The sequence below is a fragment of the Streptacidiphilus sp. PAMC 29251 genome (assembly GCF_054208735.2).
In genome coordinates, this window is sequence record NZ_CM135725.2 from 6,768,187 (window position 1) to 6,792,006 (window position 23,820).

The window sequence follows — 23,820 nt, forward strand, 5'->3', positions numbered from 1 at the left end:
CCGCTGCTGCCGTCGGTTACGGCTGGCCCGGCCCCGCGCCGCGCTTCTTGTGCAGGCTGATGGAGACCGTGCGGTCCTCCCCGACCGTGGCCTCGACCTCGCCGGCCAGTGCGGAGAGCACCGTCCAGGCGAAGGTGTCGCGCTCGGGAGCGCGGCCGTCCGTGGTCGGCGCCGAGACGGTGATCCGCAAGGAGTCGCCGACCAGGCGGAACACGCAGGTCAGGACGCTGCCGGGAACCGCCTGCTGAAGCAGGATGGCGCAGGCCTCGTCCACCGCGATCCGGAGGTCCTCGATCTCGTCGAGGGTGAAGTCGAGCCGGGCCGCGAGGCCCGCTGTCGCGGTCCGCAGGACCGAGAGGTAGGCACCCGCCGCGGGCAGCCGGACTTCGACGAAGTCCTTCGCCTCGGGCTCGCCGTCGATCTGGGACACCCTCACCTCCGATGGTGTTGCGCCGCAGCCGCGGATGGTGCCGCGGCGGCGGTTGACTCACAGTTGCTTCAGCTGTTGCTTCGGCAGTTGCTCCGGTGCGGAGGACGCTGACGCCCTGCCGCGAAGTGACGCTACCGCGATCCTCGGCGCGGTGTCGCCCACGTCCGCCGCAGGTGACTCATGGTAAGTCGTCAGAAGCGAAGCGTGGCAATGTGGGTGAGGATATCTCTCACCCGGTCCCATCCGTCCCGCCGGCTGCGCCCAGCTCCGCCAGCGGTCGGCCGCTCAGCCGGAACACCGTCCACTCGTCCATCGGCAGCGCGCCCAGCGAGCGGTAGAAGCCGATCGAGGGCTCGTTCCAGTCCAGCACCGACCACTGCAGCCTGCTGTAGCCGCGCTCGGTGCAGATCCTGGCCAGCTCGACCAGCAGCGCCTTCCCGTGGCCGCCGCCGCGGGCCTCCGGGCGGACGTAGAGGTCCTCCAGGTAGATCCCGTGCACGCCGTCCCAGGTCGAGAAGTTCAGGAACCAGAGCGCGAAGCCCACCGGCTCGCCGGTGGCGTCGTCCTCGGCGATGTGCGCGAAGGCGGCCGGGCTCGGGCCGAACAGCGCGGCGCGCAGCTGCTCCTCGGTGGCCCTGGCCTCGTGCGAGGCCTTCTCGTAGAGGGCGAGGTCCTGGACGAACTGCAGGATCTGCGGGACGTCCTCGGGACGTGCGGTTCTGATCATGCCCCCAGCCTACAAACCGGCGGCTCGGAGCAGTGGTCGGATCTTCAGACCAGCGGCTCGGACCGGCCGCTCAGACCAGCGAGCGGTGCTCGTAGCACCAGCGCCAGGAGTCGCCCGGCTCGAAGGAGCGCATCACCGGATGCCCGGTGGCCCGGGAGTGCGCGGTGGCGTGCCGGCTGGGGCTGGAGTCGCAGCAGGCGACATGGCCGCAGGTCAGGCAGAGCCGCAGCTGCACCGGATGCTGGCCGATGGCGACGCACTCCTCGCAGTCCTTGGAGAGCGGTTCGGGCTCGGGCGAGGGGAGGTCGGTGGTGTGCGAGCAACCATGCATTCCAGCCATACCGGCCAGCCTACGCGCCCGTCCGCGCGCCGCACGCCCCACCCGCACGCCCCCTGTGCTTCGGTGTGTGCCATGTCCTCCAGCGCACTGCTGCCCCTGGTCGCGGGCAGCGCCGCCGTGGCCGGCCTGGCCCGGCGGCTCCGGCTCTCCGCCCCGCTGCTGCTCGTCGCCGCCGGGCTGCTGGCCTCCTACCTGCCCGGAATCCCCGACTACGCGCTCGACCCGGAACTCGTGCTGCCGCTGGTGCTGCCGCCGCTGCTCTACACGGCGGCCCTGGACAGCTCCTACCGCGGCCTGCGCGCCAACGTCCGCCCGGTCGCGCTGCTGTCCGTCGGCTACGTGCTGTTCAGCACCGTCGCGGTCGGCCTGATCGCCTACGCGGTCATCCCCGGGCTGCCGATCGCCGCCGCCTTCGTGCTCGGCGCGGTAGTGGCCCCGCCGGACGCGGTCGCGGCCACCGCCATCGCCCGCAAGGTCGGGCTGCCGCGCCGGATCGTCACCATCCTGCAGGGCGAGAGCCTGGTCAACGACGCCACCGCGATCACCGCCTACCGGGTCGCCGTGGCCGCCGCCGTCGGCGAGGGCTTCTCCTGGGGGACGGCCTTCGGCGAATTCCTGCTGGCCGCGCTCGGCGGCACCGCGGTCGGGCTGGTGCTGATGGTGCCGCTGCAGTGGGCCAGGACCCGGCTGCGGGACCGGCTGCTGCTGAACACCTTCTCGCTGCTGGTACCGTTCGCCGCCTACGCCGCGGCCGAGGCCTTCCACGCCTCCGGGGTGATCGCCGTGGTCGTGGTCGGCCTCTACCTCGGCCACCACGCCCACACCGTCGACTTCGCGCTGCGGCTGCAGGAGGACTCGGTCTGGCGGATGGTCGCCTTCATCCTGGAGTCGGCGGTGTTCGCGCTGATCGGGCTGCAGTTGCCGGTGGTGCTGCGGGCCCTCGGCCACTACTCGACCGGCGAGCTGCTGCTCTGGGCGGTGGTGGTGCTCGCGGCGGTGATCGTGATGCGGTTCGTCTGGTGCTGGCCGGCCACGTACCTGCCGGTGCTGCTCAGCCCGAAGCTCCGGGAGCGGGAGGGGATGCCCGAGTGGACCAGGCCGTTCGTCATCGCCTGGGCCGGGATGCGCGGGGTGGTGTCGCTCGCGGTGGCCTTCTCGATCCCGGAGACGGTGACCGCGGGCAAGGGCGGGACCCCTTTCCCCGACCGGGATCTGATTCTCTATCTGACTTTTGTGGTGGTGATCGGCACCCTGCTGCTGCAGGGCCTGACCCTGCCCCGGCTGGTCCGCGCGCTGCCGCTGCCCGAGCCCGACCCGCAGCGCGAGGTGCTGCTGGAGGCCCAGGCCCAGAACGACGCCTCGCTGGCCGCCACCGAGCGCCTCGACGTCCTGCTCACCGAGGCCCGCAACCGGCTGCCGGAGGCGCTGGAGACCCGGCTCCGCAGGGTCCTGGACCGCCGTCAGAACGCCGTCTGGGAACGGCTGGGCCCGGTGGTGGACGAGGAGAGCGGCGAGTCGGCCGACGCCGTCTACCGCCGCCTCGGCAAGGAGACCATCGCCGCCGAGCGGGAGGTCTTCGTCCAGCTCCGCGACGACGACCGGATCGACGACGAACTGCTGCGCCGGCTGATCCGCAACCTGGACTTCGAGGAGGCCCTGGTCGACCGGGGGGAGGAGTAGCCGGCGGCCGGCGTCAGCAGGGCACAGCCCTTGCTCGGGCCAGGAGGGCCGTGTGCGGCAGCAGCAGCGAGCCGTCGGCGGCCGCGAACTCCTGGGAGAGCAGGTCGAAGTGACGCTTGATCTCGGCGCGGGTCGCTTCCGGCTGGCTCAGCAGGATCTGGCCGATGAAGGCGACCCCTGCGGCCGGGCCGCCCCACCATCGCTCGGGGTCGGTCCGATGGTCCCAGCGGATGGTCTCGCAAGCGGCCTCGCGCAGCCCAGCAGAGGTCAGCAGCGCGGTCAGGCCGGCCGGGTCGCGCGGAAAGTCGTGCTCGGACGCGAGCGCGGGCAGATGCGACGGCCGCCCCACACCCGCCGCCGCGACCGCCCGGCCCAGTAGTTCCTGGCCGGAGCCGGCCGGGACGGACCAGATCGTCAGCGCGATCGTGCCGCCCGGTCGGACCACGCGGCGCAGCTCCGCCAGGGCGTCCCCGGGGCGGCCCACGTGGTTGAGCACGAAGTTGCCGACCACGGCGTCGAACATGCCGTCAGCGAAGGGAAGCTCCGGCAGCACCGCGAGCTGGACATCGGCGGCGGGGGCCGCCCGCGCGGCCAGCTCCAGCATGCTGGGCTCGGCGTCGACCGCGGTCACCTTCGCACCGCGCGCGCAGGCCGCCGCCGCTGCCGTCCCGGTCCCGGTGCCGACGTCGAGAACCCTGGTGCCCTCGCCCACCCCGGCGGCGTCGAGCAGCCGCGGCACCGGATACGCACACAGGTCGGCAAAGCTCCCAGCGAACGCCGCCGCCCGCCCGGCCCAGGTCCGCCGCTCACACTCGTCGAAGGCTGTCACCGACGCATCGTACGACCCTCGGCGGTGCTCCATATCCCGGGGACGCCGGCTCAGTCGAGGCGTCTGTCGGCTCGTGCGTGGAAGGATTCGACGCCGCGCCACGGCGACGGACCGCCCAGTGACCGGGCAAGTCGTTCCTGCGACGGGTCGAGGGAGCGTCGAGCCGCATTGACGAACGTCAGATGCGCCTCGCCCAGCGCCGTGTGAATCGGACGGAGTTCCTCCAGGTCGGTCGGCTGACGACCATGGAAGAGCATGGTGAAGTTCTCCACGACTTCGCAGAGCTGCTCCGCTGCGGCGCTGGTCTCCCGGTTCGCCACCAGACTCACGGAATTCGTGGCGGCCACGAACGGCCCCCAGTCGACGGCCGGCCTGCGCTCATCGAGGAACGCCTCACGCAACTCTGCCTCCACAGCCCCGAAGGCTTGCAGGAACCGCTCGTAGGCCGCGGTCTGGCTCCCCTGCAGCCATTGCCGGTTCTGGCCGCGCCGCCCGACGGCACCGCCTGCGACGACGCCCACGAGGGTGGCGGTGACGCCACCCGCAGTGGATATCAGAAGGTCCCATGGAACAGCCAAGGCACGTCTCCCTCACGGTGGATGGGCAGGGGCGCTCACCTGAACCTCCCCAGCGGCGGCCACCGCTGTCAGCGTGGCGAAAACCGCGCTCCCCCGACGGGCAGAGTATTCCGCGGCACCCTCACGACGCACCACCAGGTTGTGGGTCGCAGCGGGCGCGCCTTCCTGCGGACGATCGAGCCGCGACTACGCCATCGGTGACCGGGTGCGGTCAGTCGGCTTGAGTGGAGATCAGGCCTTCTTGGTCTCCGAGTAACCGGCCAGGCCAGTGACCTGCAGCTCTAGCCGCTGCACGTCGCTGACCTGTCGCGGTGGGTGCCGAGGGGGATGGTCTCGTCCAGGACGGTGGCGAGGAGCAGGGTGTAGGTGGAGGCGTGCTGGTCGACCAGGGTGCGCAGGCGCTCAAGGCCGTCCGGCTCGGGCTGGTGGCCGCGTAATTCGCTTGCGGCGAGGTAGTAGGCGAAGGGGTCGAGGGCGGAGCGGTCGATCAGGACGACGTCGGCGGTGAGGGGAGTTTCGAGTTCGGCGCAGATGCCGGCGGCGATGATCCACTGGGTGGTGTCGGCGGTCTGCTGGTGGAGCTTGGGGAAGCCGAGCTGTGCTGGGAGCCAGTACCGTGCGGGCATCAACGCCCCCTTGACCAGGAACTGGATCACTCGGCAGATGTGTCCCCCTCTGCGACACCGTCTCCTGGTGTCGCTGCCGTTGAGAGGAATTGCCCGCCATGATTGAACTCGGACCCGTTGCCTGGCCACCTGCCCTGATCAGGACCGAGCGGCTCGTGCTCCGCGAGTCAGAGGCCCGGGACCGTGCGGCGGTCATCGAGCTGTTCGCCTCGCCGGAGGTGGGCACCTATATCGGTGGCCCTCAGCCGCGTGACGAGCTTGAGTGCGCGGTGCCTGAGGTTCCTGGGCGGCGCCCAGGTTTTTTCGTGGTCGATCTCGACGGAGCGATGATCGGCATGATCACGCTCGATCGGCGCGACGCAGAGCGTCTGGGTCACATCCGTCCGGAGGCCGGGGAGGCCGAGCTCGGCTACATGTTCCTGCCGGAGGCATGGGGTTGCGGGTATGCGGCCGAGGCGTGTGGGGCGGCACTCGACTGGTTCGCTGGCGCGCTTCCCGGCGAGCCGGTGGTGCTCGACACCCAGACCGCCAACGACCGCGCGATGCGCCTCGCGGCGAAGCTTGGGTTCACCGAGGTGGAGCGGTTCGAGGAGTACGGCACCGAGCAGTGGTTCGGCGTGTGGTCCTCGGTCACGCCGTCGGATTGAGCTCGTGCTCGACTCGGGCTGCTCGTGACTCTCACCTTCGCCCACCGGTGTGCAGGACTGCGGCGGCGGCGAGGCCGATGGTGGTCACATCCACGCCGGTCAGCGTGTACCGAAGGTCAACTGGTATTCCTTCGGCCAGGCTCGCGACGATCCTCAATAGTCGGCTCTCCCCACCCGAGCACGGCAGATGCCCTTCCTCCAGCGCGGTGATCACTTCGGGCCAATTGACGGCGCCATCGGGGCACCGCCTGGTGGGTGAGGACTGCAGGACCGCCATGCCGCCTCGACCCGCTCGCGCAGCAGTTGCGTCTCGACCGGTGCGGAGCTGAGGGGCGGACCGTAGCCCATCAGGGCCTGGGCGATGGCCGGCGCGGCGGTGTCCGGCGACTTCACCGCGGCGGCCGGTGCTTCCGCGAGTAGTGCAGCAGTGGGCACACCGAGTTCCCGGGCGATCGCATGCAGGACACGGATCGTCGGGACCCGCAGGCCCCGCTCGATCTGGGAGTTGTAGTCCACGGATACTCCCGCCAGGCCGGCGACGACCTCCTGCGATCGCTGGCCCCGGTAGTGGCGGATCCTGTCGCCGATGGGTAGATCCATGGCCGCCTCCATCCGTGCCGCAGCCTCTATTCGCCAGGCTAGGGCCGCTGCTGATGACCTGTCCCCGATCTCCGGATTCGTGTGACAGGGTGGGTTCCCAGGCGACAGAGGGAGCGGGCATGGGGGCATTCCGGCTGGTGCTGTGGGACGTGGACCACACTCTGATCGCGTCGGGTGGCGTGGGCGGCGAGATCTCCGAGCAGGCGTTCCGGAAGGTGACCGGGACGCGCCAGCAGCATCACCCGAACGTGGTCGGCCGCACTGAGCGCGCCATCCTCGCCGAGTCCTGCAGACTGCACGGCCTGGACCCGGACGACTACGCCTTCGAGGACTACGCCGATGCTCTCGCAGAGGGCTATCTGCAGCGCGCTGCCGAGCTGCGCGAGCGCGGCCATGCCCTCCCGGGCGCAGCCCGGGCCCTGGACGCCGTGGCGAAGCTGGACGGCGTACGGCAGACCGTGGTGTCCGGCAATGTACGGCGAGTCGCGGAAACCAAGCTGGCCGTCTTCGGCCTGGACGCGCACATCATCTTCGACCTGGGCGGCTATGCCGAGGACTCGGACGTGCGAGCCGACCTCGTCCGAGCCGCCTACAAGCGGGCGACCGACGTGGACGGCCCGGTCTACGGGATCGCCGAGCTCTTGATCCTCGGTGACACACCGTCCGACATCGAAGCAGCCCACACCGCCGGCGCGGTGGCGATCGGCGTAGCCACGGGGAAGAGCGGTGAGGACGAGCTGCGAGATGCGGGTGCAGATGCCACGCTGCCCGACCTGGTCGACACCGATCGGGTGCTGGCGCTGATCCGTGACGGCGTCACCGACGGCCCCCGGAGATGACGGATCCCCTCGCTCGGCGCGAGGCCGGGCGGGGGCGATGGTGGTGTGTCAGTTGGGTGGGCGGCAGTTGAGGATGACCCACCAGTGGAGGGTCACGCCAGCGTGGCGGTGGAGGCCCGTATGGGGCACGAGCTGGCCGGGGTGGAGGGCGTGTACAGCCATGTGACGGCCGGGATGGGGCTGCGGATCGAGAAGGGCCTGCAGGATCCGTGGGAGGTGTCGCTGTCGCCCGGAGAAGTTGATCTCCCGAATATCGCCCATCTCGTCTCCGTGGCCTGAGCCAGGGCGCGGCAGAGCCCCCGCCGGTGATCCGGTGGGGGCTCTGCTGCACCTGGTCCGGCCTGCGGGGGAAGGTCTTAGTGATCTTCCCCCGCGGACCGTTTCGCGATCAGGCCTTCTTGGTCTCCCAGAAGATCTTGTCGACCTCGGCGATGAGGTCGAGGGCCTTCTGGCCGGTGGCCGGGTCGGTCGACGCCTTGGCGGCGCTGAGCGCCTTCAGGGTGTCGTTGACCAGCTGGTGGAGCTGCGGGTAGGCCTCGAAGTGCGGGGCCTTGAAGTAGTCGGACCAGAGCACCGAGATGTGGTGCTTGGCCAGCTCGGCGCGCTCCTCCTTGACGAAGATGGCGCGGGCGCGGAAGTGCGGGTCGTCGTTGGCCTGGTACTTCTCCTGCGTGGCCTTGACCGACTCGGCCTCAATGCGGGCCTGTGCCGGGTCGTAGACGCCGCAGGGCAGGTCGCAGTGGGCGTGGACAGTGATCCGCGGTGCAAACAGCCGAGAGAACATGGAAGTCCCTTTCCTGTGATCGTCTTCCCGGGCATGAGATTACTCCCGATCGCCGGACGAATCGCGCCGAGGCCGTGGTCCTAGGGCAAAAGCTGTAGGCAGCGTGGACTTCCGGGCGCAGTGGGAGAAGATGGAACCGGGTACGCAGCAAGGCGATGGCGAGCCGGTGCCGTGCCAGGTGGCAGGTACGGCCGAACGGGACGAACGGGATGAACGGCATGGCGGAGCAGACGCACGAACCGGCCCCTGGCCCGCTCCCGCAGGAGCCGCCGGAAGGGGGAGTCCACCCCGGGCGGTTCGGGGTGCTCGATGTTGACGGGCCGTCAATGGCCCCCACCCTCGCCCACGGCGACCGGCTGTTCTGCCGCTACGGCGGCCGGGTCCGGGCCGGCGCGATCGTGGTGGCCCGGCATCCGCTGCGGCAGGAGCTGTTCGTGGTGAAGCGCGCGGTGGAGCGGCGCAGCGGCGGGTGGTGGCTGCTGTCCGACAACAGCAGGGTGGAGAGCGACAGCCGCGACTTCGGCCCGGTGCCGGACGAGCTGGTGCTCGGCCGGGTGCTGCTGCGGATCAGCCCGCGGCCGTCCTGGCTGGCCCCGGCCGGCTGGCTGGAGCCGCTGCTGATCCGGGCCCCGTACGGGCTGGCCCGCCGCTTCGGGGCGTTCCGCCGGGTCCGTCCCGGGCTGTGAGCCGTCGTCCTGGGCTGTGAGCCGTCGTCCCGGGCCGGTAGAGCCGCCGCCCGGGGCGACCGCGCCGACCGCCCGGCGTTACGGCTCCGCGCGGGCCTCGTCGCGCTTGCGGGCGCGGTAGGCGGCGACGTTGGCCCGGGTGGCGCAGCGGTCGGAGCAGTAGCGGCGGGAGCGGTTGGTGGAGGTGTCCAGGTAGGCGTTGCGGCAGGGCGCGGCCTGGCAGATGCCGAGCCGGTCCACGCCGTGCTGGGTCAGGTGCACGGCCAGGCCCATGCTCGCCCCCGCCGCGAACAGCGCGGTGGCGGTGCCGGCGTTCTCGCCGAGATGCATGTGCCACTGCGGGCGGCCCCGGTCGTCCAGCAGGCCGTGTCCGGAGACGGTCGGGCTGACCGGGTACTCGGTCAGCAGTTCGTTGAGCAGGTTGACCGCCCGGGTCTCGTCGCCCTCGGCGGCGGACTCGAACACCGCGCGCAGCCTGATCCGGACCGACCGCAGCCGCGGCAGATCCCCCTCGTCGGCGAGCTTGATCCCTCGGCTGCCGCTGCTGAACAGCTTGCGCACGGACTCTACGGTGGTGAGCCCGTCCTTGCGCCGATCGGGCTCCTCCGTGTTCACCAGCCTGACGGCCAGGTCCGCGTAGGAGGCGAGCTCCACGGTGTGCTCCTCGGTAGTAACGGCTGAGCCGGTTTCCAGGGTATTACGCCGCGGCCCCGGCCTCCGCTGTGGAGGGGCCGGGGCCGCGGGGGGAGGTGCGCTGCAGAGGGGTCAGCGCACCCGGGGGGGCTCCTTCTTTTCAGAGCACCTCGGAGAGGTCAGAGCACCTTGGAGAGGAAGGCGCGGGTGCGCTCGTGCTGGGGGTTGGTCAGCACCTCGCGCGGGTGGCCGGACTCGACCACGATGCCGTCGTCCATGAAGACCAGGGCGTCGCCGACCTCGCGGGCGAAGCCCATCTCATGGGTGACCACGATCATGGTCATCCCCTCCTCGGCCAGGCCGCGCATAACGTCCAGCACGTCCCCGACCAGCTCCGGGTCGAGCGCCGAGGTGGGCTCGTCGAAGAGCATCAGCTTGGGCTCCATGGCGAGCGCACGGGCGATCGCCACCCGCTGCTGCTGGCCGCCGGAGAGCTGGGACGGGTAGTTGCCGGCCTTGTCGCCGAGGCCCACCCGGGCCAGCAGCGTCTCGGCCCGGGCCCGGGCGGCGGCCTTGGGCTCGCCCTTGACCCGGACCGGGGCCTCGATGATGTTCTCCATCGCGGTGAGGTGCGGGAACAGGTTGAAGCGCTGGAACACCATGCCGATGTCCCGCCGCTTCAGCGCGACCTCGCGGTCCTTCAGCTCGTAGAGCTTGCCGTTCCTCTCCGCGTAGCCGACCAGCTCGCCGTCGACCGAGAGCCGGCCCGCGTTGATCTTCTCCAGGTGGTTGATGCAGCGCAGGAAGGTGGACTTGCCCGACCCGGACGGGCCGACCAGGCAGAACACCTCCCCGGCCTTCACCTCCAGGTCGATGCCCTTGAGCACCTCGACGGCGCCGTAGGACTTGTGCACCTGTTCGGCGCGGACCATGGGCTCGGTGGTCATGCCGCACCTCCGGGCTTGCTGTGGAACCGGGTCGACAGGAGGTTCTCGCGGATCTTCTGCACCGGCGTCTTCGGCAGCGAGCGGTTGGTGCCGCGCGCGTAGTAGCGCTCCACGTAGTACTGGCCCACCGAGAGGACGGAGGTGAAGAGCAGGTACCAGAGGCTGATGCCGATGTACGAGGGGATCACATAGAGGGTGCGGGCGCCGATGTCCCCGCCCGCACGGGTCAGCTCCACCAGGGAGACCGCGCTGACCAGCGAGGTGGTCTTCAGCATGGAGATGGTCTCGTTGCCGGCCGGGGGGATGATCACGCGCATGGCCTGCGGCAGCACGATCCTGCGCAGCGCCTGGGCGCGGGTCAGGCCCAGCGAGGAGGCGGCCTCGGCCTGGCCCTCGTCCACGGAGAGGATGCCAGCGCGGACGATCTCCGAGAAGTACGCGGCCTCGTTCAGGCCGAGGCCGAGCACGCAGGCCGTGAACAGCGACACCAGGTCGTTGTAGTTCCAGGAGTGGAAGGTCGGCCCGAACGGGATCCCGATCCCGACCCGGGGGAAGACCGCGCCCATGAAGTTCCAGAAGAACAGCTGGACCAGGACCGGGGTGCCCCGGAAGACCCAGATGTAGATCCAGGAGACCCCGGAGAGCACCGGGTTGTGGGAAAGCCGCATGATCGCGAGCAGGATGCCGCCGACGATGCCGATCACCATGGCGAACACGGTGAGCAGCAGGGTCCGCTGCAGACCGGAGATCACGGTGGGAGCGGTGAAGACCTGGCCGACGACGTCCCAGTGCAGGACCGAGTTGGAGACCATCGCGTTCAGGAACATCGCCGCGAGCACAGCGATCGCGGCGACGGCGATCCAGCGTCCGGGGTGCCTGACCGGGACGGCCCGAATGTCCTCGGGCCGTCCTTTCGCCAACGGCACCCCAGGCTGTGTGTCCTGGGGAGTTGTCATAGTGGGTGCGCTCTCGTTCCCGTTGACCGGCGGATCAGCTGGTGGCGCCGTTGAGGGTGATCTGGTCCGCGGTCAGCGCACCGGAGGAGACGCCCCACTTGCTGAGGATCTGGGCGTAGGTGCCGTCCGTGATCAGGTCCTTGATCGCACCCTGGATGGCCGGGCCGAGCGCGCTGCCCTTGGGGACGACGATGCCGTAGGGGGCGTTGTTGTAGTTCGCGCCGAGCTTCTCCAGCGCGCCGTTGCTCTGCTTCACGGCGTAGTCGATGACCTCGGAGTCGGCCATCATCGCCTGGACCCGCTTGGAGACCAGCGCGGTGTTGGCGTCGGTCTGGGCCTCGAAGGCGTTGCCGCCACCGGGGATGATCTTCTTGCCGGCCTTGAGGCAGGCGGGGTTGATGGTGTCCTTGATCTCGGACTGCTCGGTGGTGGCGCTCTGCACCGCGACCTTGAAGCCGCAGAGGTCGGCGGCGGTGGCGCCGATCTTGTCCGGGTTGCCGGCGAGCACGGCGACGGCCTCACCGGCGGTGAAGTAGTGCACCAGGTCGACCTGCTTCTCGCGCTCCACGTTGTCCGTGAAGGAGGACAGGCTGAGGTCGTACTTCTTGGCGGTGATGCCGCCGAGGATGTCGTCGAAGCCGGCGCTCTGCCAGTCCGCCTTGAGGCCCAGCTTGGCCAGGATCGCGTTGCCCATGTCGACGTCCATGCCGACGACCTTGCCGGTGGCGTCCTTGAACTCGTCCGGGGCGTAGGTCGAGTCGGTCGCGACGGTCAGCGTGCCCTTCGCCTTGAGGTCGGCCGGGACCAGAGCCACGAGGGCGGAGTCGGGACCGGCGGCGTTCACCGTCTGCGAGGCGTTGGGGGCCGCGCCGGTGTTGCCGTCGATCTTGGAGCTGCCACAGGCGGTGAGCATCAGCGAGCTCGCCGCGACAACCGAACAGGTGGCGATGATGCGCTTGGCTATGGATCGGGCCATGAGGGGATTCCTCCTGTGAGGAGCGGGAAAAGCGGTCGTCACGGCGGGGTGCACATCTTTATGCGACGCCACATGTAGTGAATGAGATCGAATCTTGCCACCCCCGGACTGACATTCGGGTCACCACCTGTGTCAAAATCCCATAACGGGTGACCCCCGTTGCATGAGCAGGCCACCGGATCGGGACCGATCCGGGAGGCGTGAGGACCGGAAGCCGACGACGCAGGCTCCGGAGCCGAAGCGCTTCACTGGCACGGCCCGCTCCTCACTGACGGCCCCTCCTACCTTTGTCGCCCCTTCCTCCCGTCCCTCGTTCGAGTGCTCATCCACCACTCTGCGGGGTGATCGAACGACGATGGGTCCCGTGCAGGCCCTGTGACGTGGACGAATGGACGAAGGTACGGCCGACGCGCCCGCACTAGTGTCGAGATCGGCACCCCGCGACGTATCGCAGCACCACCGACTTGCAGCACAACCAACCCTCACCCGTACGACGACGAAGAGGTCATCGTGGCAGCCGAGATCATCAGCTCCCGTTCACTGGACGAGCAGGACCCCATCGACCCAGCCTTCGCGCTGCACCGCGGCGGGAAGATGGAGATCACCGCGACCGTGCCGGTTCGCGACGCGGACGACCTCTCCCTGGCCTACACCCCCGGGGTGGCCCGGGTGTGCAGTGCCATCGCCGAGAACCCCGACCTGGTCAACGACTACACCTGGAAGTCCAACGTGGTGGCGGTCGTCACCGACGGCACCGCGGTGCTGGGCCTGGGCGACATCGGCCCGGAGGCCTCGCTGCCGGTGATGGAGGGCAAGGCGATCCTGTTCAAGCAGTTCGCCGGGGTCGACGCGGTCCCGATCGCGCTGGCCACCAAGGACACCGACGAGATCGTCGAGACGGTGATCCGGCTGGCCCCCTCCTTCGGCGGGATCAACCTGGAGGACATCTCTGCGCCGCGCTGCTTCGAGATCGAGCGCCGGCTGCAGGAGGCCCTGGACATCCCGGTCTTCCACGACGACCAGCACGGCACCGCCGTGGTCACCCTGGCCGCGCTGCGGAACGCCGCCCGGCTGACCGGACGGACCCTGGCCGACCTGCGCGCGGTCATCTCCGGCGCGGGCGCGGCGGGCATCGCCATCGCCAAGATCCTGGTCGGCGCCGGCATCGGCGACGTGGTCCTGTGCGACCGCCAGGGCGCGGTGCACGTGGGCCGCACCGACCTGACCGACGTCAAGCGGGAGATCGCCGAGCTCACCAACCGGGGCGGACTGTCCGGCTCGCTGGTGGAGGTGCTGGCCGGCGCGGACGTCTTCATCGGGGTCTCCGGCGGTACGGTGCCGGAGCCGGCGGTCGCGAGCATGGCCAAGGACTGCCTGATCTTCGCGATGGCCAACCCCGACCCCGAGGTGCACCCGGAGGTGGCGCACCGCTACGCGGCGGTGGTGGCCACCGGCCGCAGCGACTTCCCGAACCAGATCAACAATGTGCTGGCCTTCCCCGGGATCTTCGCGGGTGCGCTCCAGGTCCGGGCGAGCCGGATCACCGAGGGCATGAAGATCGCGGCGGCGGACGCGCTGGCGGACCTGGTCGGCGACGACCTCTCGGCCGCCGAGGTCATCCCCAGCCCGTTCGACCCGCGGGTCGCCCCGGCGGTGACCAAGGCCGTCGCGGCGGCGGCCCGCGCCGAGGGCGTCGCCCGGCGGTAGGTCACGCAGGGGTAGGTCGCCCGGCGGTAGGTCGCCCGGCGGTGGCAAGCGGCGCGGGGCCGGGGCGCGAGCCCCGGCACCCCGCGGTCGCTTCGCGCTACCGGACGAATGTCACATCGCGTCGCGGTTCCGGGTGACGCCGGGTCAGTCCTAGGGTCGGAGGCATGTTCGCTGCCTATGCTGCCCGTACTGACGCCGACGACCCGCTGAGCGGGCTTGAACTGGGCGAGCGCCCCGAGCCGGAGGCGCGCTCCGGCTGGAGCACCGTCACGGTGAAGGCCGCGAGCCTGAACCACCACGACCTCTGGTCACTGCGCGGGGTCGGCCTGCCGGCCGGGAAACTGCCGATGATCCTCGGCTGCGACGCGGCCGGGGTGGACCAGGACGGCAACGAGGTCGTGATCCACTCGGTCATCGGCCAGACCGGCCACGGGGTGGGGCCCACGGAGTCCCGCTCCATCCTCACCGAGCACTACCAGGGCACCTTCGCCCAGCAGGTCTCCGTGCCGACCTGGAACCTGCTGCCCAAGCCGGCCGAGCTCTCCTTCGAGCAGGCGGCCTGCCTGCCCACGGCCTGGCTGACCGCCTACCGGATGCTGTTCACCAACGCGGGCGTCAAGCCCGGCGCGACGGTGCTGGTCCAGGGCGCGGGGGGCGGGGTCGCCACCGCGCTGATCGTGCTCGGCCGGGCCGCCGGACTGCGGATGTGGGCCACCAGCCGGGACGAGGCCAAGGCCGCGCGGGCGCTGGAGCTGGGCGCGGACCAGGTATTCGCCAGCGGGGCGCGACTGCCGGAGCGGGTGGACGCGGTGATGGAGACGGTAGGTGCCGCGACCTGGTCGCACTCGGTGAAGTCGCTGAAGCCGGGCGGGACGATCGTGATCTCCGGCGCGACCAGCGGGGCGAACCCTCCGGCGGAGCTGACCCGGGTGTTCTTCCTGGAGCTGAAGGTGGTCGGCTCGACCATGGGCAGCAAGGAGGAGTTGGCGGGGCTGCTGCAGCTGTGCGCCACGACGGGGGTGCGGCCGGTGATCGACAGTGTGCTGCCGCTGGCCGCTGCGCGGGAGGGGTTCGCGCGGCTGGAGAAGGGTGACGTGTTCGGCAAGGTGGTGTTGACGCCGTAGCGGAGGCAGGTGTGCGGGGGCGCGGGGTCTGAGCGGACGTTGCCCCTGGTGGGGGGCTTGTCGCGCAGTTCCCCGCGCCCCTGAAAGGGCGTCAGCCGCGGAGGCGGCGGGCGGCGTTGGCCAGGACGGCTCGGGCGCGGGTGAGGTCGGCGGCGTTGAAGCCGGCGTCCCTGGCCTGGTCCCGGACCTCGTCGCGGAAGCGGTCGAGCAGGCCGCCCAGTTCGCGCAGCGGGTCCCCGGCCGGGTTGGTGATGGTCCACGGCGGCAGGTCCGCCGCGGCCGGACCGGCGTCGGTGTCGTCCTTGTCCAGGTCGATCCGCACGCTGTCCTCCGGCGTCGGCGGGGCGCCCCAGCGGGACGGGTCGGCCAGCCCGGAGAGGGTGCGGGTCAGCTCGGAGAGGCCGTCGGTCAGGCCGGTCGGCCAGTCGCCGTTCTTGGCGCCGGACCTGATCTGCTCGCCGATCCGGTGCGCCTCGGCGCGGACCTGGTCGCGGACCGCCCTGGTCTGCTCGCGGGTGGCTCGGGCCTCCTCGCGGGCGCTGCGGGCCTGCTCCTTGGCCTGGTGGGCCTGCTCCTTCGCCTGCTCCTTGGCCTGGCGCCAGTCCTCCTTGGCGCGCTGCCAGGCCTCCTTGTCCATGCCGGGGGGCATGGTCCACGGGCTGTCGCCCCAGACCGGGTCGGTTCCCCAGCCCTTCTCGGTGTTCTTGGTCTGCCGACGGGACTCCTTGGCCGCGAGCCGCATCTCCTCGCGGAGGTCCTTCGCCGAGTCGCGGACGTCCTCGCGGATCTGGTCGGCGAGCTGGGCCACGGAGTCGCGGATCTCACTCTCCAGGGCCTCGATCTCCGGTGCGCGGGCCGCCAGTTCGGCGCGTCCGGCGTCGGTGATCCGGTAGACCTTGCGGCCGCCCTCGACGGTGTGGGCGACCAGGCCCTCCTGCTCCAGCTTGGCCAGCCGAGGGTAGACCGTGCCGGCGGACGGCGCGTACAGGCCGTGGAAGCGCTCCTCCAGCAGCCGGATCACCTCGTAGCCGTGCCGGGGGGCCTCGTCCAGCAGCTTGAGCAGGTAGAGACGGAGGCGGCCGTGAGCGAAGACAGGACTCATGCCTGGTCCTCCTTGGTGAAGTCGAGGGCGAGCGGGGCCGCGTCGTCCTCGGGGGCGGGGCGGCGGAGCAGGGCGACCGAGCCGGAGACCGTGGTGATCTTCAGCTTGCCGGTGCCCTTGCCGAGGGTTCCGGTGAGCTGCTTGGCGCCCCAACTGCCGCCGACATGGAGCTCGTCGAAGGCGCTGGAGACACTGCCGCTGGTGGTGTTGGCGTGGACCTTGGCGTCGGTCGGGGCCGGGATGCGGACCGCGACCTCGCCGGAGACATTGGTGAGGCTGACGTCGATGGCGTTGTCCTGGGCCAGGTCCACGGTGACCGCGCCGCTGACGGAGTTGGCCTTGATGCTGCCGCCGGTGCCCTCGAACACGGTCAGCTCACCGGAGACGGTGTTGACCTTGAGGTCGCCGGACACCCCCTGCGCCTGGACGCTGCCGGAGGCGGTGTTGGCCTCGACCGGTCCGGAGAGCCCGACCAGGGTGGTCGAGCCGCTGGCGCTGTGCACGGTCACCGCGGCGGTGATGCCGGAGATGACGGTGTCGGAGGAGGCCGAGCCGAGCTCGACCTTGGCCCCGGCCGGGACGGCCAGCGAGACCACGGCCCGGCGCCGGGCATGCTCGGACCACGTGCGGAGGAACGGCAGCAGACTCCGCCAGGAGAAGTCCTTCCAGGTCAGATCGTCGTAGGTGACGGTGAGCTCGCCGTCGACCAGGGTCACCGTGAGCGGCGGCCCCTCCAGCTCGGTCACCTCGATCCGGGCCGGACCGTCGGTGGCGACGACGTTCACGGCGCCGGCGATGGTGCGCACCTTGAGCCGGGTGACCTCACCGTCGATGGTGAGCTTCTGCGGTGCGCTGACGGTCCACTGCTCGGACATGCTGACTCCCCGATAGGTCTGCTTGCTTCTGGTATTCACGATATATCGTGTCGCCAGGAAGTCAAGCAGTATCGCGAAAGCCGCTCCGTGTCCTCGTCAGCCGTTACGCGTCCTCGTCCTCGTCGTCCAGTCGGGCCAGCCAGGTCGCCAGCCGCTCGATCGGCACCTCGAACTCCGGGTTCAGGTCCACGAACTCCTGCAGCCGGTCGGCCAGCCAGTCGAAGCCGACCTCCTCCTCGCCGCGCCGGGTCTGCAGCTCCTCGATGCCTCGGTCGGTGAAGTACACGTGCTGATCTCTCCTGTGGGGGGTGTGCGGCGGGCCCGGCCCCCTTGCGGGGAGCCGGGCCCGTCCATGTGATCGTGCGTCAGTGATGGCGCGTCAGACCGAGAAGACGTCCTCGACCAGCTGGGCCTGCTCGGCGGCGTGGCGCTTGGCCGAGCCGACGGCGGGAGCCGAGGACGCGACCCGGGCCACCCGGCGGAGCCGGGAGCCGTTGGCGTTGCGGCCGACCACCACGTCCAGGTGGTCCACCAGGTTGAGCGCGATGAACGGCCACGCGCCCTGGTTGGCCGGCTCCTCCTGGGCCCAGACGTACTGGACGTCGTCGCCGTAGCGCTGCAGCTCCTCCTGGAGCTCGGCGATCGGCAGCGGGTAGAGCCGCTCGACCCGGACGATCGCGGTGTCGGTGATACCGCGCTCGGTCCGCCCCGCCTCAAGGTCGTAGTAGAACTTGCCGGCCGTGATGACGACCCGGCGGACCTCGGCCGGGTTGACCGTGGAGTCGCCGATCACCGGACGGAAGCCGCCGGTGGTGAACTCCTCGGTCTTGGACGCCGCGGCCTTGAGACGCAGCATCGACTTCGGGGTGAAGACGATCAGCGGCTTGTGGTGCGGGTTGTGGACCTGCCAGCGCAGCAGGTGGAAGTAGTTCGACGGCAGCGTCGGCTGGGCCACCGTCATGTTCTTGTCGGCGCACAGCTGCAGGAAGCGCTCGATCCTCGCGGACGAGTGGTCCGGTCCCTGGCCCTCGTAGCCGTGCGGCAGCAGCAGGGTGACCCCGGAGGTCTGGCCCCACTTGGCCTCGGCCGAGGTGATGAACTCGTCCACGATGGTCATCGCGCCGTTGACGAAGTCACCGAACTGGGCCTCCCACGCCACCAGGGCGTTGGGGCGGGCCAGCGAGTAGCCGTACTCGAAGCCCATCGCCGCGTACTCGCTGAGCAGCGAGTCGTAGACGGTGTAGCGGGCCTGGTCGTCGGTCAGGTAGAGCAGCGGGGTGTAGTCCTCGCCGGTGACCCGGTCGACCAGCACCGCGTGCCGGGTGCCGAAGGTGCCGCGGCGGGTGTCCTGTCCGGCGAGCCGGACCGGGTGGCCCTCCATCAGCAGCGAGCCGATGGCGAGGGTCTCGCCCATGGCCCAGTCGATGGTGCCGTCCTCGATCATCGCGGCCCGGCGCTGCATCTGCGGCAGCAGCCGCGGGTGCACCGTGAGCCAGTCCGGGAGGGCGACCTGGGACTCGGCGATCCGCTTGACCGTCTCCTGGGAGATGGCGGTCTGCAGCGACACCGGGAACTCGGCCATCGGGCGCTCGCTGGTGGCCGGGGTCGGCGTCGAGTTGGCCTCGCGGACCTCCGCGAACACCTTCTCCAGCTGGTCCTGGTAGTCCTTGAGCGCCTGCTCGGCCTCCTCCACCGTGATGTCGCCGCGACCGATCAGGCCCTCGGTGTAGAGCTTGCGCACCGAGCGCTTCTTGTCGATCAGGTCGTACATCAGCGGCTGGGTGAACGAGGGGTTGTCGGCCTCGTTGTGACCGCGGCGGCGGTAGCAGATGAGGTCGATCACCACGTCCTTGTTGAACGCCGTGCGGAACTCGAAGGCCAGCCGCGCGACGCGGACCACGGCCTCCGGGTCGTCGCCGTTCACATGGAAGATCGGGGCCTCGATCATGCGGGCCACGTCGGTGCAGTACATCGACGAGCGCGAGGCGGCCGGGGCGGCGGTGAAGCCGACCTGGTTGTTGATCACCACGTGCACGGTGCCGCCGGTGCGGTAGCCGCGCAGCTGCGACATGTTCAGCGTCTCCGCGACCACGCCCTGGCCCGCGAAGGCCGCGTCGCCGTGGATCTGCAGCGCCAGGATGTCGAAGGAGTTGCCGGCCTTGTCCTCGATGTCCTGCTTGGCGCGGACGATGCCCTCGACCACCGGGTCGACCGCCTCCAGGTGCGAGGGGTTCGCGGCCAGCGAGACCTTGATGGTCTCCCCGTCGATGCCGGTGAAGGTGCCCTCGGAGCCCAGGTGGTACTTGACGTCGCCGGAGCCGTGCATCGACTTCGGGTCCAGGTTGCCCTGGAACTCCCGGAAGATCTGCGCGTAGGACTTGCCGACGATGTTCGCCAGCACGTTCAGCCGGCCGCGGTGGGCCATGCCGATCACGGCCTCCTGCAGCTTCGCCTCGGCGGCGGAGTCCAGCACCGCGTCGAGCAGCGGGATGACGGACTCGCCGCCCTCCAGCGAGAAGCGCTTCTGGCCGACGTACTTGGTCTGCAGGAAGGTCTCGAACGCCTCGGCGGCGTTGAGGCGGCGCAGGATGCGCAGCTGCTCCTCGCGCTCCGGCTTGTCGTTGCCGCGCTCGACCCGGGCCTGGATCCAGCGGCGCTGCTTGGGGTCCTGGATGTGCATGTACTCGATGCCGATGGTGCGGCAGTACGAGTCGCGCAGCACGCCCAGGATGTCGCGCAGCTTCATCATCGCCTTGCCGGCGAAACCGCCGACCGCGAACTCGCGCTCCAGGTCCCACAGCGTCAGGTCGTGCGCCTGGACGTCGAGGTCGGGGTGCTTGCGCTGCTTGTACTCCAGCGGGTCGGTGTCGGCCATGAGGTGGCCGCGGACCCGGTAGGAGTGGATCAGCTCCATGACGCGCGCGGTCTTGTTGACCTCGTTGTCGTGGCTGTTGTCCACGTCGGTGGCCCAGCGGACCGGCTCGTACGGGATCCGCAGCGACTGGAAGATCTCGTCGTAGAACTCGTTCTGGCCCAGCAGCATCTGGTGCATGGTCCGGAGGAACTCGCCGGACTGCGCGCCCTGGATGACCCGGTGGTCGTAGGTCGAGGTCAGCGTCATGACCTTGGAGATGCCCAGGCGGGACAGGGTCTCCTGGGACGACCCCTGGAACTCGGCCGGGTACTCCATCGCGCCCACGCCGAGGATGGTGCCCTGACCGGGCATCAGCCGGGGGACGGAGTGCACCGTGCCGATGCCGCCGGGGTTGGTCAGCGAGGCGGTGACGCCGGAGAAGTCGTCCACCGTCAGCTTGTTGGTGCGGGCCCGGCGGACGATGTCCTCGTAGGCCTGCCAGAAGCCGAAGAAGTCGAGCGTCTCGGCCTGCTTGATGGCGGCGACGACGAGCTGGCGGTCGCCGTTCGGCTTGGTCAGGTCGATCGCCAGGCCGAGGTTGATGTGCTCGGGCCGGACCAGGAAGGGCTTGCCTTCCTTCTCCTGGAAGCCCTGGTTCATGGCCGGCATCGCCTTGATGGCCTGCACCATGGCGTACCCGATGATGTGGGTGAAGGAGACCTTCCCGCCACGGGCGCGCTTCAGGTGGTTGTTGATGACGATGCGGTTGTCGATCAGCAGCTTCGCCGGGACGGCGCGGACGCTGGTCGCCGTGGGCATCGAGAGCGAGGCGTCCATGTTCGCGACGATCCGGGCGGACGGGCCCTTGAGGGCGACCAGCTCGGGACCGGTGGGGGCGACGGGGGACGTCACGTTCTTGCTGTCCTTAGAAGTGTCGGCCGGATCGGCCGGAACGGGAGGGCGGCGCGAGGGGGTTCCCTCCGGCCGGAGTTCGGGGGAGACCCGGTTGACGGCGGCAGGCGCCGAGGGCGCGGCCGGAGCGGGCGGCGCTACCGGTGCGGCCGGCGCGACGGCGACGGGGGCCGGTGCGGCAGGGGCCGCGACCGGCGCGGGCGTCGGCGGGACCGGTGGCGGCGGTGGCGCCGCCTCGACCGGGGCGGGGGCCGCTGCCGGGGGCGAGGGGGCTGCGGCGGTCTGTGCTGCCGCCGTCACCTCGGCTCCGGCGGGGGCACCCGCGGTCTCTTCAGCCTCGGCGCCGGCTCGGTAGTCGGCGAAGAAGTCCCACCAGGCCCGGTCCACTGAACCGGGATCCTGGAGGTACTGCTGGTAGATCTCGTCAACGAGCCACTCGTTGGGACCGAACCCTGCGGTCGGGTCCGCACCGGGGCCGGTGTGCACCGAACCCTGTTCTGTGGCGGTCGAACTGTTTGAGGTATGGGGGGACTCTGGCGACACGGCGGCAACCGCCCTCTTCCGCTTCCTTAAGAATGGTGGACAGCGGATGCCAAGGCTACGCCCCCGGGGCCTGTCTGCGCAGGTCCCGCCCCCTGGTCGTCGCCCAGATCACAGTGCGGGCGCTGAGTTTGGCGAAAAATGAATGTTAGAACTCGGTCGTGATGGGGGATAACGAGTGGCTGTTCGCTCAGAACGGGCGGATAAATGCGGACAATCGTGCGCCTATCGCCAGGCCCTCCGCTGGATCGCGGTGCACTCCGCCACACTTCGGGCAATTGTCTCAAGTCCGTCCCAGCTGAGCGGCTGGGCGGTCGAGCGGCTCAGCCTCGGCCGGACCGCCGCTCCGGTGATCTCCGCTCCGGTGACCGCCGCTCCGGTCGCGGAGCGGGCCGCGGCCCCGGCAGGGTGATCCGGATCAGGCAGCCCTCCTCGGAGTCGGCCACCGCGATCGTGCCGCCGTGCAGGTCCACCGCCCAGCGGGCGATGGCCAGGCCGAGCCCGGTGCCGCCGTCGCTGCCGGGGCCCTGGGCCGAGGGCCCGCTGCCGCGGCTAAAGCGTTCGAACACCCGGTGCCGGTCCTCGGGGCTGATCCCCGGGCCCTGGTCGGCGACCTCCAGCAGCAGGCCGTCGGAGCCCTCGGCGCGGGCCCGCACCGTCACCGTGCCGTCCTTGGGGCTGTGCCGGCAGGAGTTGTCGACCAGGTTGGCGACCACCTGGTGCAGCCGCTCCGGGTCGGCGACCGCGGTCAGGTCCGGCGGCACGTCCAGCGAGAGCGACACGTCGCGGCGTCGGCTGGCGCCGCCCGAGGTGGAGCCGTCGACGGTGAGCCCGCGCAGCACCCCGGCCAGGAAGGGCTCCACGCCGAACTCGCGGGTGTCCAGTGAGGCCACCCCGTCGGCGATCTTGGAGAGGTCCAGCAGATGGGCGACCAGCCGGCCGAGCCGCTCGGTCTGCTCCAGCGCCGCGGCCATGGTGTCCGGCTCGGGCCGGACGATGCCGTCCACCACGTTCTCCAGCACGGCGCGCAGCGCGGCGATCGGGGTGCGCAGCTCGTGCGAGACATTGGCGATCAGCTCCCGGCGCTGCCGGTCGGCCGCCTCCAGGTCCGCCGCCATGGTGTTGAAGGCGGTGGCCAGCTCGCCCACCTCGTCCCGCGAGGTGGCCCTGACCTCGCGGCTGTAGTCGCCGGCCGCCATCGCCCTGGCCGCCGCGGTCATCTCCCGCAGCGGGGCGGTCATGCCGTGCGCCAGCAGCTGGGTGATCAGCAGCGAGGCGACCACCGAGAAGATCATGACGATCCGGATCTGGGTGTCCGAGTTCAGCGCCAGCACCACCATCAGCGTGGAGATGCCCACCGAAGTGATCACCAGGACCGCGAGCTTGGCCTTGATGGAACGCAGTGGGTCCAGCGGGCGAAGATCCGCCCAGAGCCGCCCGGCGGCCCGCCGGAGCAGGTTCGGTGCGGCGCTCCCGGCGTCAGCGGTCACGGCGACGGAGCCTCCAGGGCGTAGCCGACGCCGTGCACCGTGCGGATCCAGTTGGCGCCGATCTTGCGGCGCAGCGCCTTCACATGGCTGTCCACGGTGCGGGTGCCGGAGGCGTCGGTCCAGTCCCAGACCTCGGCGAGCAGCTGCTCGCGGGTCAGCACCGCGCGCGGCTGCGCGGCCAGGCAGGCCAGCAGGTCGAACTCGGTCGGGGTGAGGTGCACGTCCGCCCCGGCCACCCGGACCCGGCGCTGGACGTGGTCGATCTCCAGCTCGCCGAGCCGCAGCGTCCCGCCGACCGGGGTGCGGGCGGCCAGCTGGGCCCGCTCGACCCGGCGCAGCAGCACATTGACCCGGGCGGCCAGCTCGCGCATGGAGAACGGCTTGGTCATGTAGTCGTCGGCGCCGACCCCCAGGCCGACCAGCAGGTCGGTCTCGTCGTCACGCGCCGTCAGCATCAGCACCGGGACCGGGCGGTGGGCCTGGATCCGGCGGCACACCTCGAGACCGTCGAACCCGGGCAGCATCACATCGAGCACCACCAGGTCCGGCTGCCAGGTCTGGAAGCAGTCCACCGCAGTGGGACCGTCATGGGAGACGGCGACCCGGAAGCCCTCCGCGCCCAGTCTGGCCGCGATGGACTCGGCGATGGTCGGTTCGTCCTCGACCACCAGTACGCGTCGCTGACCTCCGGTCCCGCTGGTCTCCTGCTGCTGTACATCCGTCACGACCACGCCACCGCCCCCAGGGCTCGCGGGTTGCCCGAGCGGCATACGCCGCCGGCCCGCTCTGTTTCGTCCGTACTTGGTTTCGTCCGTACTCGCCGGTCTTCAACGTGCCGGTCTTCAGCCACTGCTCACGCCACTGTCTCAGCCGCCGGCCTCTCGGGGCGGCATGGGCGTAGACCCTACCGGGTGACGGGGTGCGCCACATCAGGCAGG

At 70.5% G+C, this 23,820-nt stretch carries 25 protein-coding genes; 7 read left to right on the forward strand and 18 right to left on the reverse strand.

All coding sequences use genetic code 11. The annotated features are described in order from the left end of the window. Positions 1-16 precede the first annotated feature (16 nt). The 3 genes from ACXKR8_RS32355 to ACXKR8_RS32365 form a co-directional block, all read right to left on the reverse strand. The gene (locus tag ACXKR8_RS32355; protein WP_458268111.1) at positions 17-430 is read right to left on the reverse strand and encodes an ATP-binding protein; all 414 of its coding nucleotides are present in this window, start codon (positions 428-430) and stop codon (positions 17-19) included. A gap of 229 nt (positions 431-659) precedes the next feature. Beyond that, positions 660-1,157: a GNAT family N-acetyltransferase gene (locus ACXKR8_RS32360; RefSeq protein WP_458268112.1), complete on the reverse strand. Its 498-nt coding sequence runs from the start codon at positions 1,155-1,157 to the stop codon at positions 660-662. A gap of 70 nt (positions 1,158-1,227) precedes the next feature. Next, a complete protein-coding gene (locus tag ACXKR8_RS32365; protein WP_458275134.1) occupies positions 1,228-1,488 on the reverse strand; it encodes a UBP-type zinc finger domain-containing protein in 261 nt (86 codons plus the stop codon). A gap of 81 nt (positions 1,489-1,569) precedes the next feature. Here ACXKR8_RS32365 and ACXKR8_RS32370 point away from each other — a divergent pair, with 81 nt between their 5' ends. Then, complete coding sequence (locus tag ACXKR8_RS32370; RefSeq protein WP_458268113.1) at positions 1,570-3,177, forward strand: Na+/H+ antiporter; 1,608 nt, start codon at positions 1,570-1,572, stop codon at positions 3,175-3,177. Between the two features lie 13 nt (positions 3,178-3,190). On the opposite strand, the gene ACXKR8_RS32375 is transcribed toward ACXKR8_RS32370, so the two are convergent. From ACXKR8_RS32375 to ACXKR8_RS32385, 3 genes are all read right to left on the reverse strand, one after another. Beyond that, on the reverse strand, positions 3,191-4,006 hold the full coding sequence (locus tag ACXKR8_RS32375; protein ID WP_458268114.1) for a class I SAM-dependent methyltransferase: 816 nt from the start codon (positions 4,004-4,006) through the stop codon (positions 3,191-3,193). A gap of 50 nt (positions 4,007-4,056) precedes the next feature. After that, a complete protein-coding gene (locus ACXKR8_RS32380; RefSeq protein WP_462099939.1) occupies positions 4,057-4,527 on the reverse strand; it encodes a hypothetical protein in 471 nt (156 codons plus the stop codon). Positions 4,528-4,865: 338 nt separating this feature from the next. Continuing rightward, positions 4,866-5,210, reverse strand: coding sequence for a hypothetical protein (locus ACXKR8_RS32385; RefSeq protein ID WP_458268116.1), 345 nt, complete (start codon positions 5,208-5,210; stop codon positions 4,866-4,868). Between the two features lie 98 nt (positions 5,211-5,308). On the opposite strand from ACXKR8_RS32385, the gene ACXKR8_RS32390 reads away from it, so the two are divergent. Further along, a complete protein-coding gene (locus ACXKR8_RS32390) occupies positions 5,309-5,857 on the forward strand; it encodes a GNAT family N-acetyltransferase (RefSeq protein WP_458268117.1) in 549 nt (182 codons plus the stop codon). 210 nt (positions 5,858-6,067) lie between these two features. Here the strand turns inward: ACXKR8_RS32390 and ACXKR8_RS32395 are convergent, their stop codons facing one another. Continuing rightward, complete coding sequence (locus ACXKR8_RS32395) at positions 6,068-6,457, reverse strand: helix-turn-helix domain-containing protein (protein ID WP_458268118.1); 390 nt, start codon at positions 6,455-6,457, stop codon at positions 6,068-6,070. Positions 6,458-6,576: 119 nt separating this feature from the next. On the opposite strand from ACXKR8_RS32395, the gene ACXKR8_RS32400 reads away from it, so the two are divergent. Together ACXKR8_RS32400 and ACXKR8_RS32405 are read left to right on the forward strand one after the other, a co-directional pair. Next, positions 6,577-7,296: an HAD family hydrolase gene (locus ACXKR8_RS32400; protein ID WP_458268119.1), complete on the forward strand. Its 720-nt coding sequence runs from the start codon at positions 6,577-6,579 to the stop codon at positions 7,294-7,296. A gap of 120 nt (positions 7,297-7,416) precedes the next feature. Beyond that, on the forward strand, positions 7,417-7,575 hold the full coding sequence (locus ACXKR8_RS32405; RefSeq protein ID WP_458268120.1) for a hypothetical protein: 159 nt from the start codon (positions 7,417-7,419) through the stop codon (positions 7,573-7,575). Between the two features lie 109 nt (positions 7,576-7,684). Here ACXKR8_RS32405 and sodN read toward each other — a convergent pair whose 3' ends face one another. Continuing rightward, complete coding sequence (gene sodN / locus ACXKR8_RS32410; RefSeq protein WP_458268121.1) at positions 7,685-8,080, reverse strand: superoxide dismutase, Ni; 396 nt, start codon at positions 8,078-8,080, stop codon at positions 7,685-7,687. A gap of 218 nt (positions 8,081-8,298) precedes the next feature. On the opposite strand from sodN, the gene sodX reads away from it, so the two are divergent. Beyond that, complete coding sequence (gene sodX / locus ACXKR8_RS32415; protein ID WP_458268122.1) at positions 8,299-8,766, forward strand: nickel-type superoxide dismutase maturation protease; 468 nt, start codon at positions 8,299-8,301, stop codon at positions 8,764-8,766. 78 nt (positions 8,767-8,844) lie between these two features. Here the strand turns inward: sodX and ACXKR8_RS32420 are convergent, their stop codons facing one another. The 4 genes from ACXKR8_RS32420 to ACXKR8_RS32435 all read right to left on the reverse strand — a co-directional run bounded on the left by ACXKR8_RS32420 (position 8,845) and on the right by ACXKR8_RS32435 (position 12,278). Further along, on the reverse strand, positions 8,845-9,420 hold the full coding sequence (locus ACXKR8_RS32420) for a CGNR zinc finger domain-containing protein (RefSeq protein ID WP_458268123.1): 576 nt from the start codon (positions 9,418-9,420) through the stop codon (positions 8,845-8,847). A 158-nt stretch (positions 9,421-9,578) separates the two neighbouring features. Continuing rightward, positions 9,579-10,346, reverse strand: a complete 768-nt coding sequence (locus ACXKR8_RS32425; protein ID WP_458268124.1) for an amino acid ABC transporter ATP-binding protein — start codon at positions 10,344-10,346, stop codon at positions 9,579-9,581. Then, entirely contained in the window at positions 10,343-11,302 is a 960-nt protein-coding gene (locus tag ACXKR8_RS32430; RefSeq protein WP_458268125.1) for an amino acid ABC transporter permease, read from the reverse strand. The genes ACXKR8_RS32425 and ACXKR8_RS32430 overlap by 4 nt, the downstream gene beginning before the upstream one ends. Positions 11,303-11,336: 34 nt before the next feature. Continuing rightward, positions 11,337-12,278 (reverse strand): ABC transporter substrate-binding protein, encoded by a 942-nt coding sequence (locus ACXKR8_RS32435; protein ID WP_458268126.1) that lies wholly within the window; start codon positions 12,276-12,278, stop codon positions 11,337-11,339. 510 nt (positions 12,279-12,788) lie between these two features. Between ACXKR8_RS32435 and ACXKR8_RS32440 the strand changes: the two genes are divergently transcribed. Continuing rightward, positions 12,789-13,985 (forward strand): NAD(P)-dependent malic enzyme, encoded by a 1,197-nt coding sequence (locus tag ACXKR8_RS32440; protein ID WP_458268127.1) that lies wholly within the window; start codon positions 12,789-12,791, stop codon positions 13,983-13,985. Positions 13,986-14,149: 164 nt separating this feature from the next. After that, complete coding sequence (locus tag ACXKR8_RS32445; protein WP_458268128.1) at positions 14,150-15,109, forward strand: zinc-binding dehydrogenase; 960 nt, start codon at positions 14,150-14,152, stop codon at positions 15,107-15,109. Positions 15,110-15,200: 91 nt separating this feature from the next. On the opposite strand, the gene ACXKR8_RS32450 is transcribed toward ACXKR8_RS32445, so the two are convergent. The 6 genes from ACXKR8_RS32450 to ACXKR8_RS32475 form a co-directional block, all read right to left on the reverse strand. Further along, positions 15,201-16,211, reverse strand: coding sequence for a helix-turn-helix transcriptional regulator (locus tag ACXKR8_RS32450; protein WP_458268129.1), 1,011 nt, complete (start codon positions 16,209-16,211; stop codon positions 15,201-15,203). Continuing rightward, positions 16,208-17,086 carry a DUF4097 family beta strand repeat-containing protein gene (locus ACXKR8_RS32455; RefSeq protein ID WP_458268130.1) on the reverse strand — a complete coding sequence of 293 codons (879 nt, stop codon included), beginning with the start codon at positions 17,084-17,086 and terminating at the stop codon, positions 16,208-16,210. The genes ACXKR8_RS32450 and ACXKR8_RS32455 overlap by 4 nt, the downstream gene beginning before the upstream one ends. Positions 17,087-17,189: 103 nt before the next feature. Then, positions 17,190-17,372 (reverse strand): DUF6104 family protein, encoded by a 183-nt coding sequence (locus tag ACXKR8_RS32460; RefSeq protein WP_458268131.1) that lies wholly within the window; start codon positions 17,370-17,372, stop codon positions 17,190-17,192. 93 nt (positions 17,373-17,465) lie between these two features. After that, the gene (locus ACXKR8_RS32465) at positions 17,466-21,395 is read right to left on the reverse strand and encodes a multifunctional oxoglutarate decarboxylase/oxoglutarate dehydrogenase thiamine pyrophosphate-binding subunit/dihydrolipoyllysine-residue succinyltransferase subunit (protein WP_458268132.1); all 3,930 of its coding nucleotides are present in this window, start codon (positions 21,393-21,395) and stop codon (positions 17,466-17,468) included. 320 nt (positions 21,396-21,715) lie between these two features. Continuing rightward, positions 21,716-22,882: a sensor histidine kinase gene (locus ACXKR8_RS32470; protein WP_458268133.1), complete on the reverse strand. Its 1,167-nt coding sequence runs from the start codon at positions 22,880-22,882 to the stop codon at positions 21,716-21,718. Then, the gene (locus ACXKR8_RS32475) at positions 22,879-23,652 is read right to left on the reverse strand and encodes a response regulator transcription factor (RefSeq protein ID WP_458268134.1); all 774 of its coding nucleotides are present in this window, start codon (positions 23,650-23,652) and stop codon (positions 22,879-22,881) included. Before ACXKR8_RS32475 ends, ACXKR8_RS32470 begins: the two co-directional genes overlap by 4 nt. Positions 23,653-23,820 lie beyond the last annotated feature (168 nt).

What these genes read in the sequence shown, in the direction of transcription:
- ACXKR8_RS32450 (WP_458268129.1), bottom strand. Translation starts at nt 16,211, where the DNA reads ATGAGTCCTGTCTTCGCTCACGGCCGCCTCCGTCTCTACCTGCTCAAG.
- ACXKR8_RS32385 (WP_458268116.1), bottom strand. Translation starts at nt 5,210, where the DNA reads ATGCCCGCACGGTACTGGCTCCCAGCACAGCTCGGCTTCCCCAAGCTC.
- ACXKR8_RS32445 (WP_458268128.1), top strand. Translation starts at nt 14,150, where the DNA reads ATGTTCGCTGCCTATGCTGCCCGTACTGACGCCGACGACCCGCTGAGC.
- sodX (WP_458268122.1), top strand. Translation starts at nt 8,299, where the DNA reads ATGGCGGAGCAGACGCACGAACCGGCCCCTGGCCCGCTCCCGCAGGAG.
- sodN (WP_458268121.1), bottom strand. Translation starts at nt 8,080, where the DNA reads ATGTTCTCTCGGCTGTTTGCACCGCGGATCACTGTCCACGCCCACTGC.
- ACXKR8_RS32400 (WP_458268119.1), top strand. Translation starts at nt 6,577, where the DNA reads ATGGGGGCATTCCGGCTGGTGCTGTGGGACGTGGACCACACTCTGATC.
- ACXKR8_RS32390 (WP_458268117.1), top strand. Translation starts at nt 5,309, where the DNA reads ATGATTGAACTCGGACCCGTTGCCTGGCCACCTGCCCTGATCAGGACC.
- ACXKR8_RS32365 (WP_458275134.1), bottom strand. Translation starts at nt 1,488, where the DNA reads ATGCATGGTTGCTCGCACACCACCGACCTCCCCTCGCCCGAGCCCGAA.
- ACXKR8_RS32455 (WP_458268130.1), bottom strand. Translation starts at nt 17,086, where the DNA reads ATGTCCGAGCAGTGGACCGTCAGCGCACCGCAGAAGCTCACCATCGAC.
- ACXKR8_RS32405 (WP_458268120.1), top strand. Translation starts at nt 7,417, where the DNA reads ATGGGGCACGAGCTGGCCGGGGTGGAGGGCGTGTACAGCCATGTGACG.
- ACXKR8_RS32430 (WP_458268125.1), bottom strand. Translation starts at nt 11,302, where the DNA reads ATGACAACTCCCCAGGACACACAGCCTGGGGTGCCGTTGGCGAAAGGA.
- ACXKR8_RS32370 (WP_458268113.1), top strand. Translation starts at nt 1,570, where the DNA reads ATGTCCTCCAGCGCACTGCTGCCCCTGGTCGCGGGCAGCGCCGCCGTG.
- ACXKR8_RS32475 (WP_458268134.1), bottom strand. Translation starts at nt 23,652, where the DNA reads ATGCCGCTCGGGCAACCCGCGAGCCCTGGGGGCGGTGGCGTGGTCGTG.
- ACXKR8_RS32425 (WP_458268124.1), bottom strand. Translation starts at nt 10,346, where the DNA reads ATGACCACCGAGCCCATGGTCCGCGCCGAACAGGTGCACAAGTCCTAC.
- ACXKR8_RS32395 (WP_458268118.1), bottom strand. Translation starts at nt 6,457, where the DNA reads ATGGATCTACCCATCGGCGACAGGATCCGCCACTACCGGGGCCAGCGA.
- ACXKR8_RS32360 (WP_458268112.1), bottom strand. Translation starts at nt 1,157, where the DNA reads ATGATCAGAACCGCACGTCCCGAGGACGTCCCGCAGATCCTGCAGTTC.
- ACXKR8_RS32435 (WP_458268126.1), bottom strand. Translation starts at nt 12,278, where the DNA reads ATGGCCCGATCCATAGCCAAGCGCATCATCGCCACCTGTTCGGTTGTC.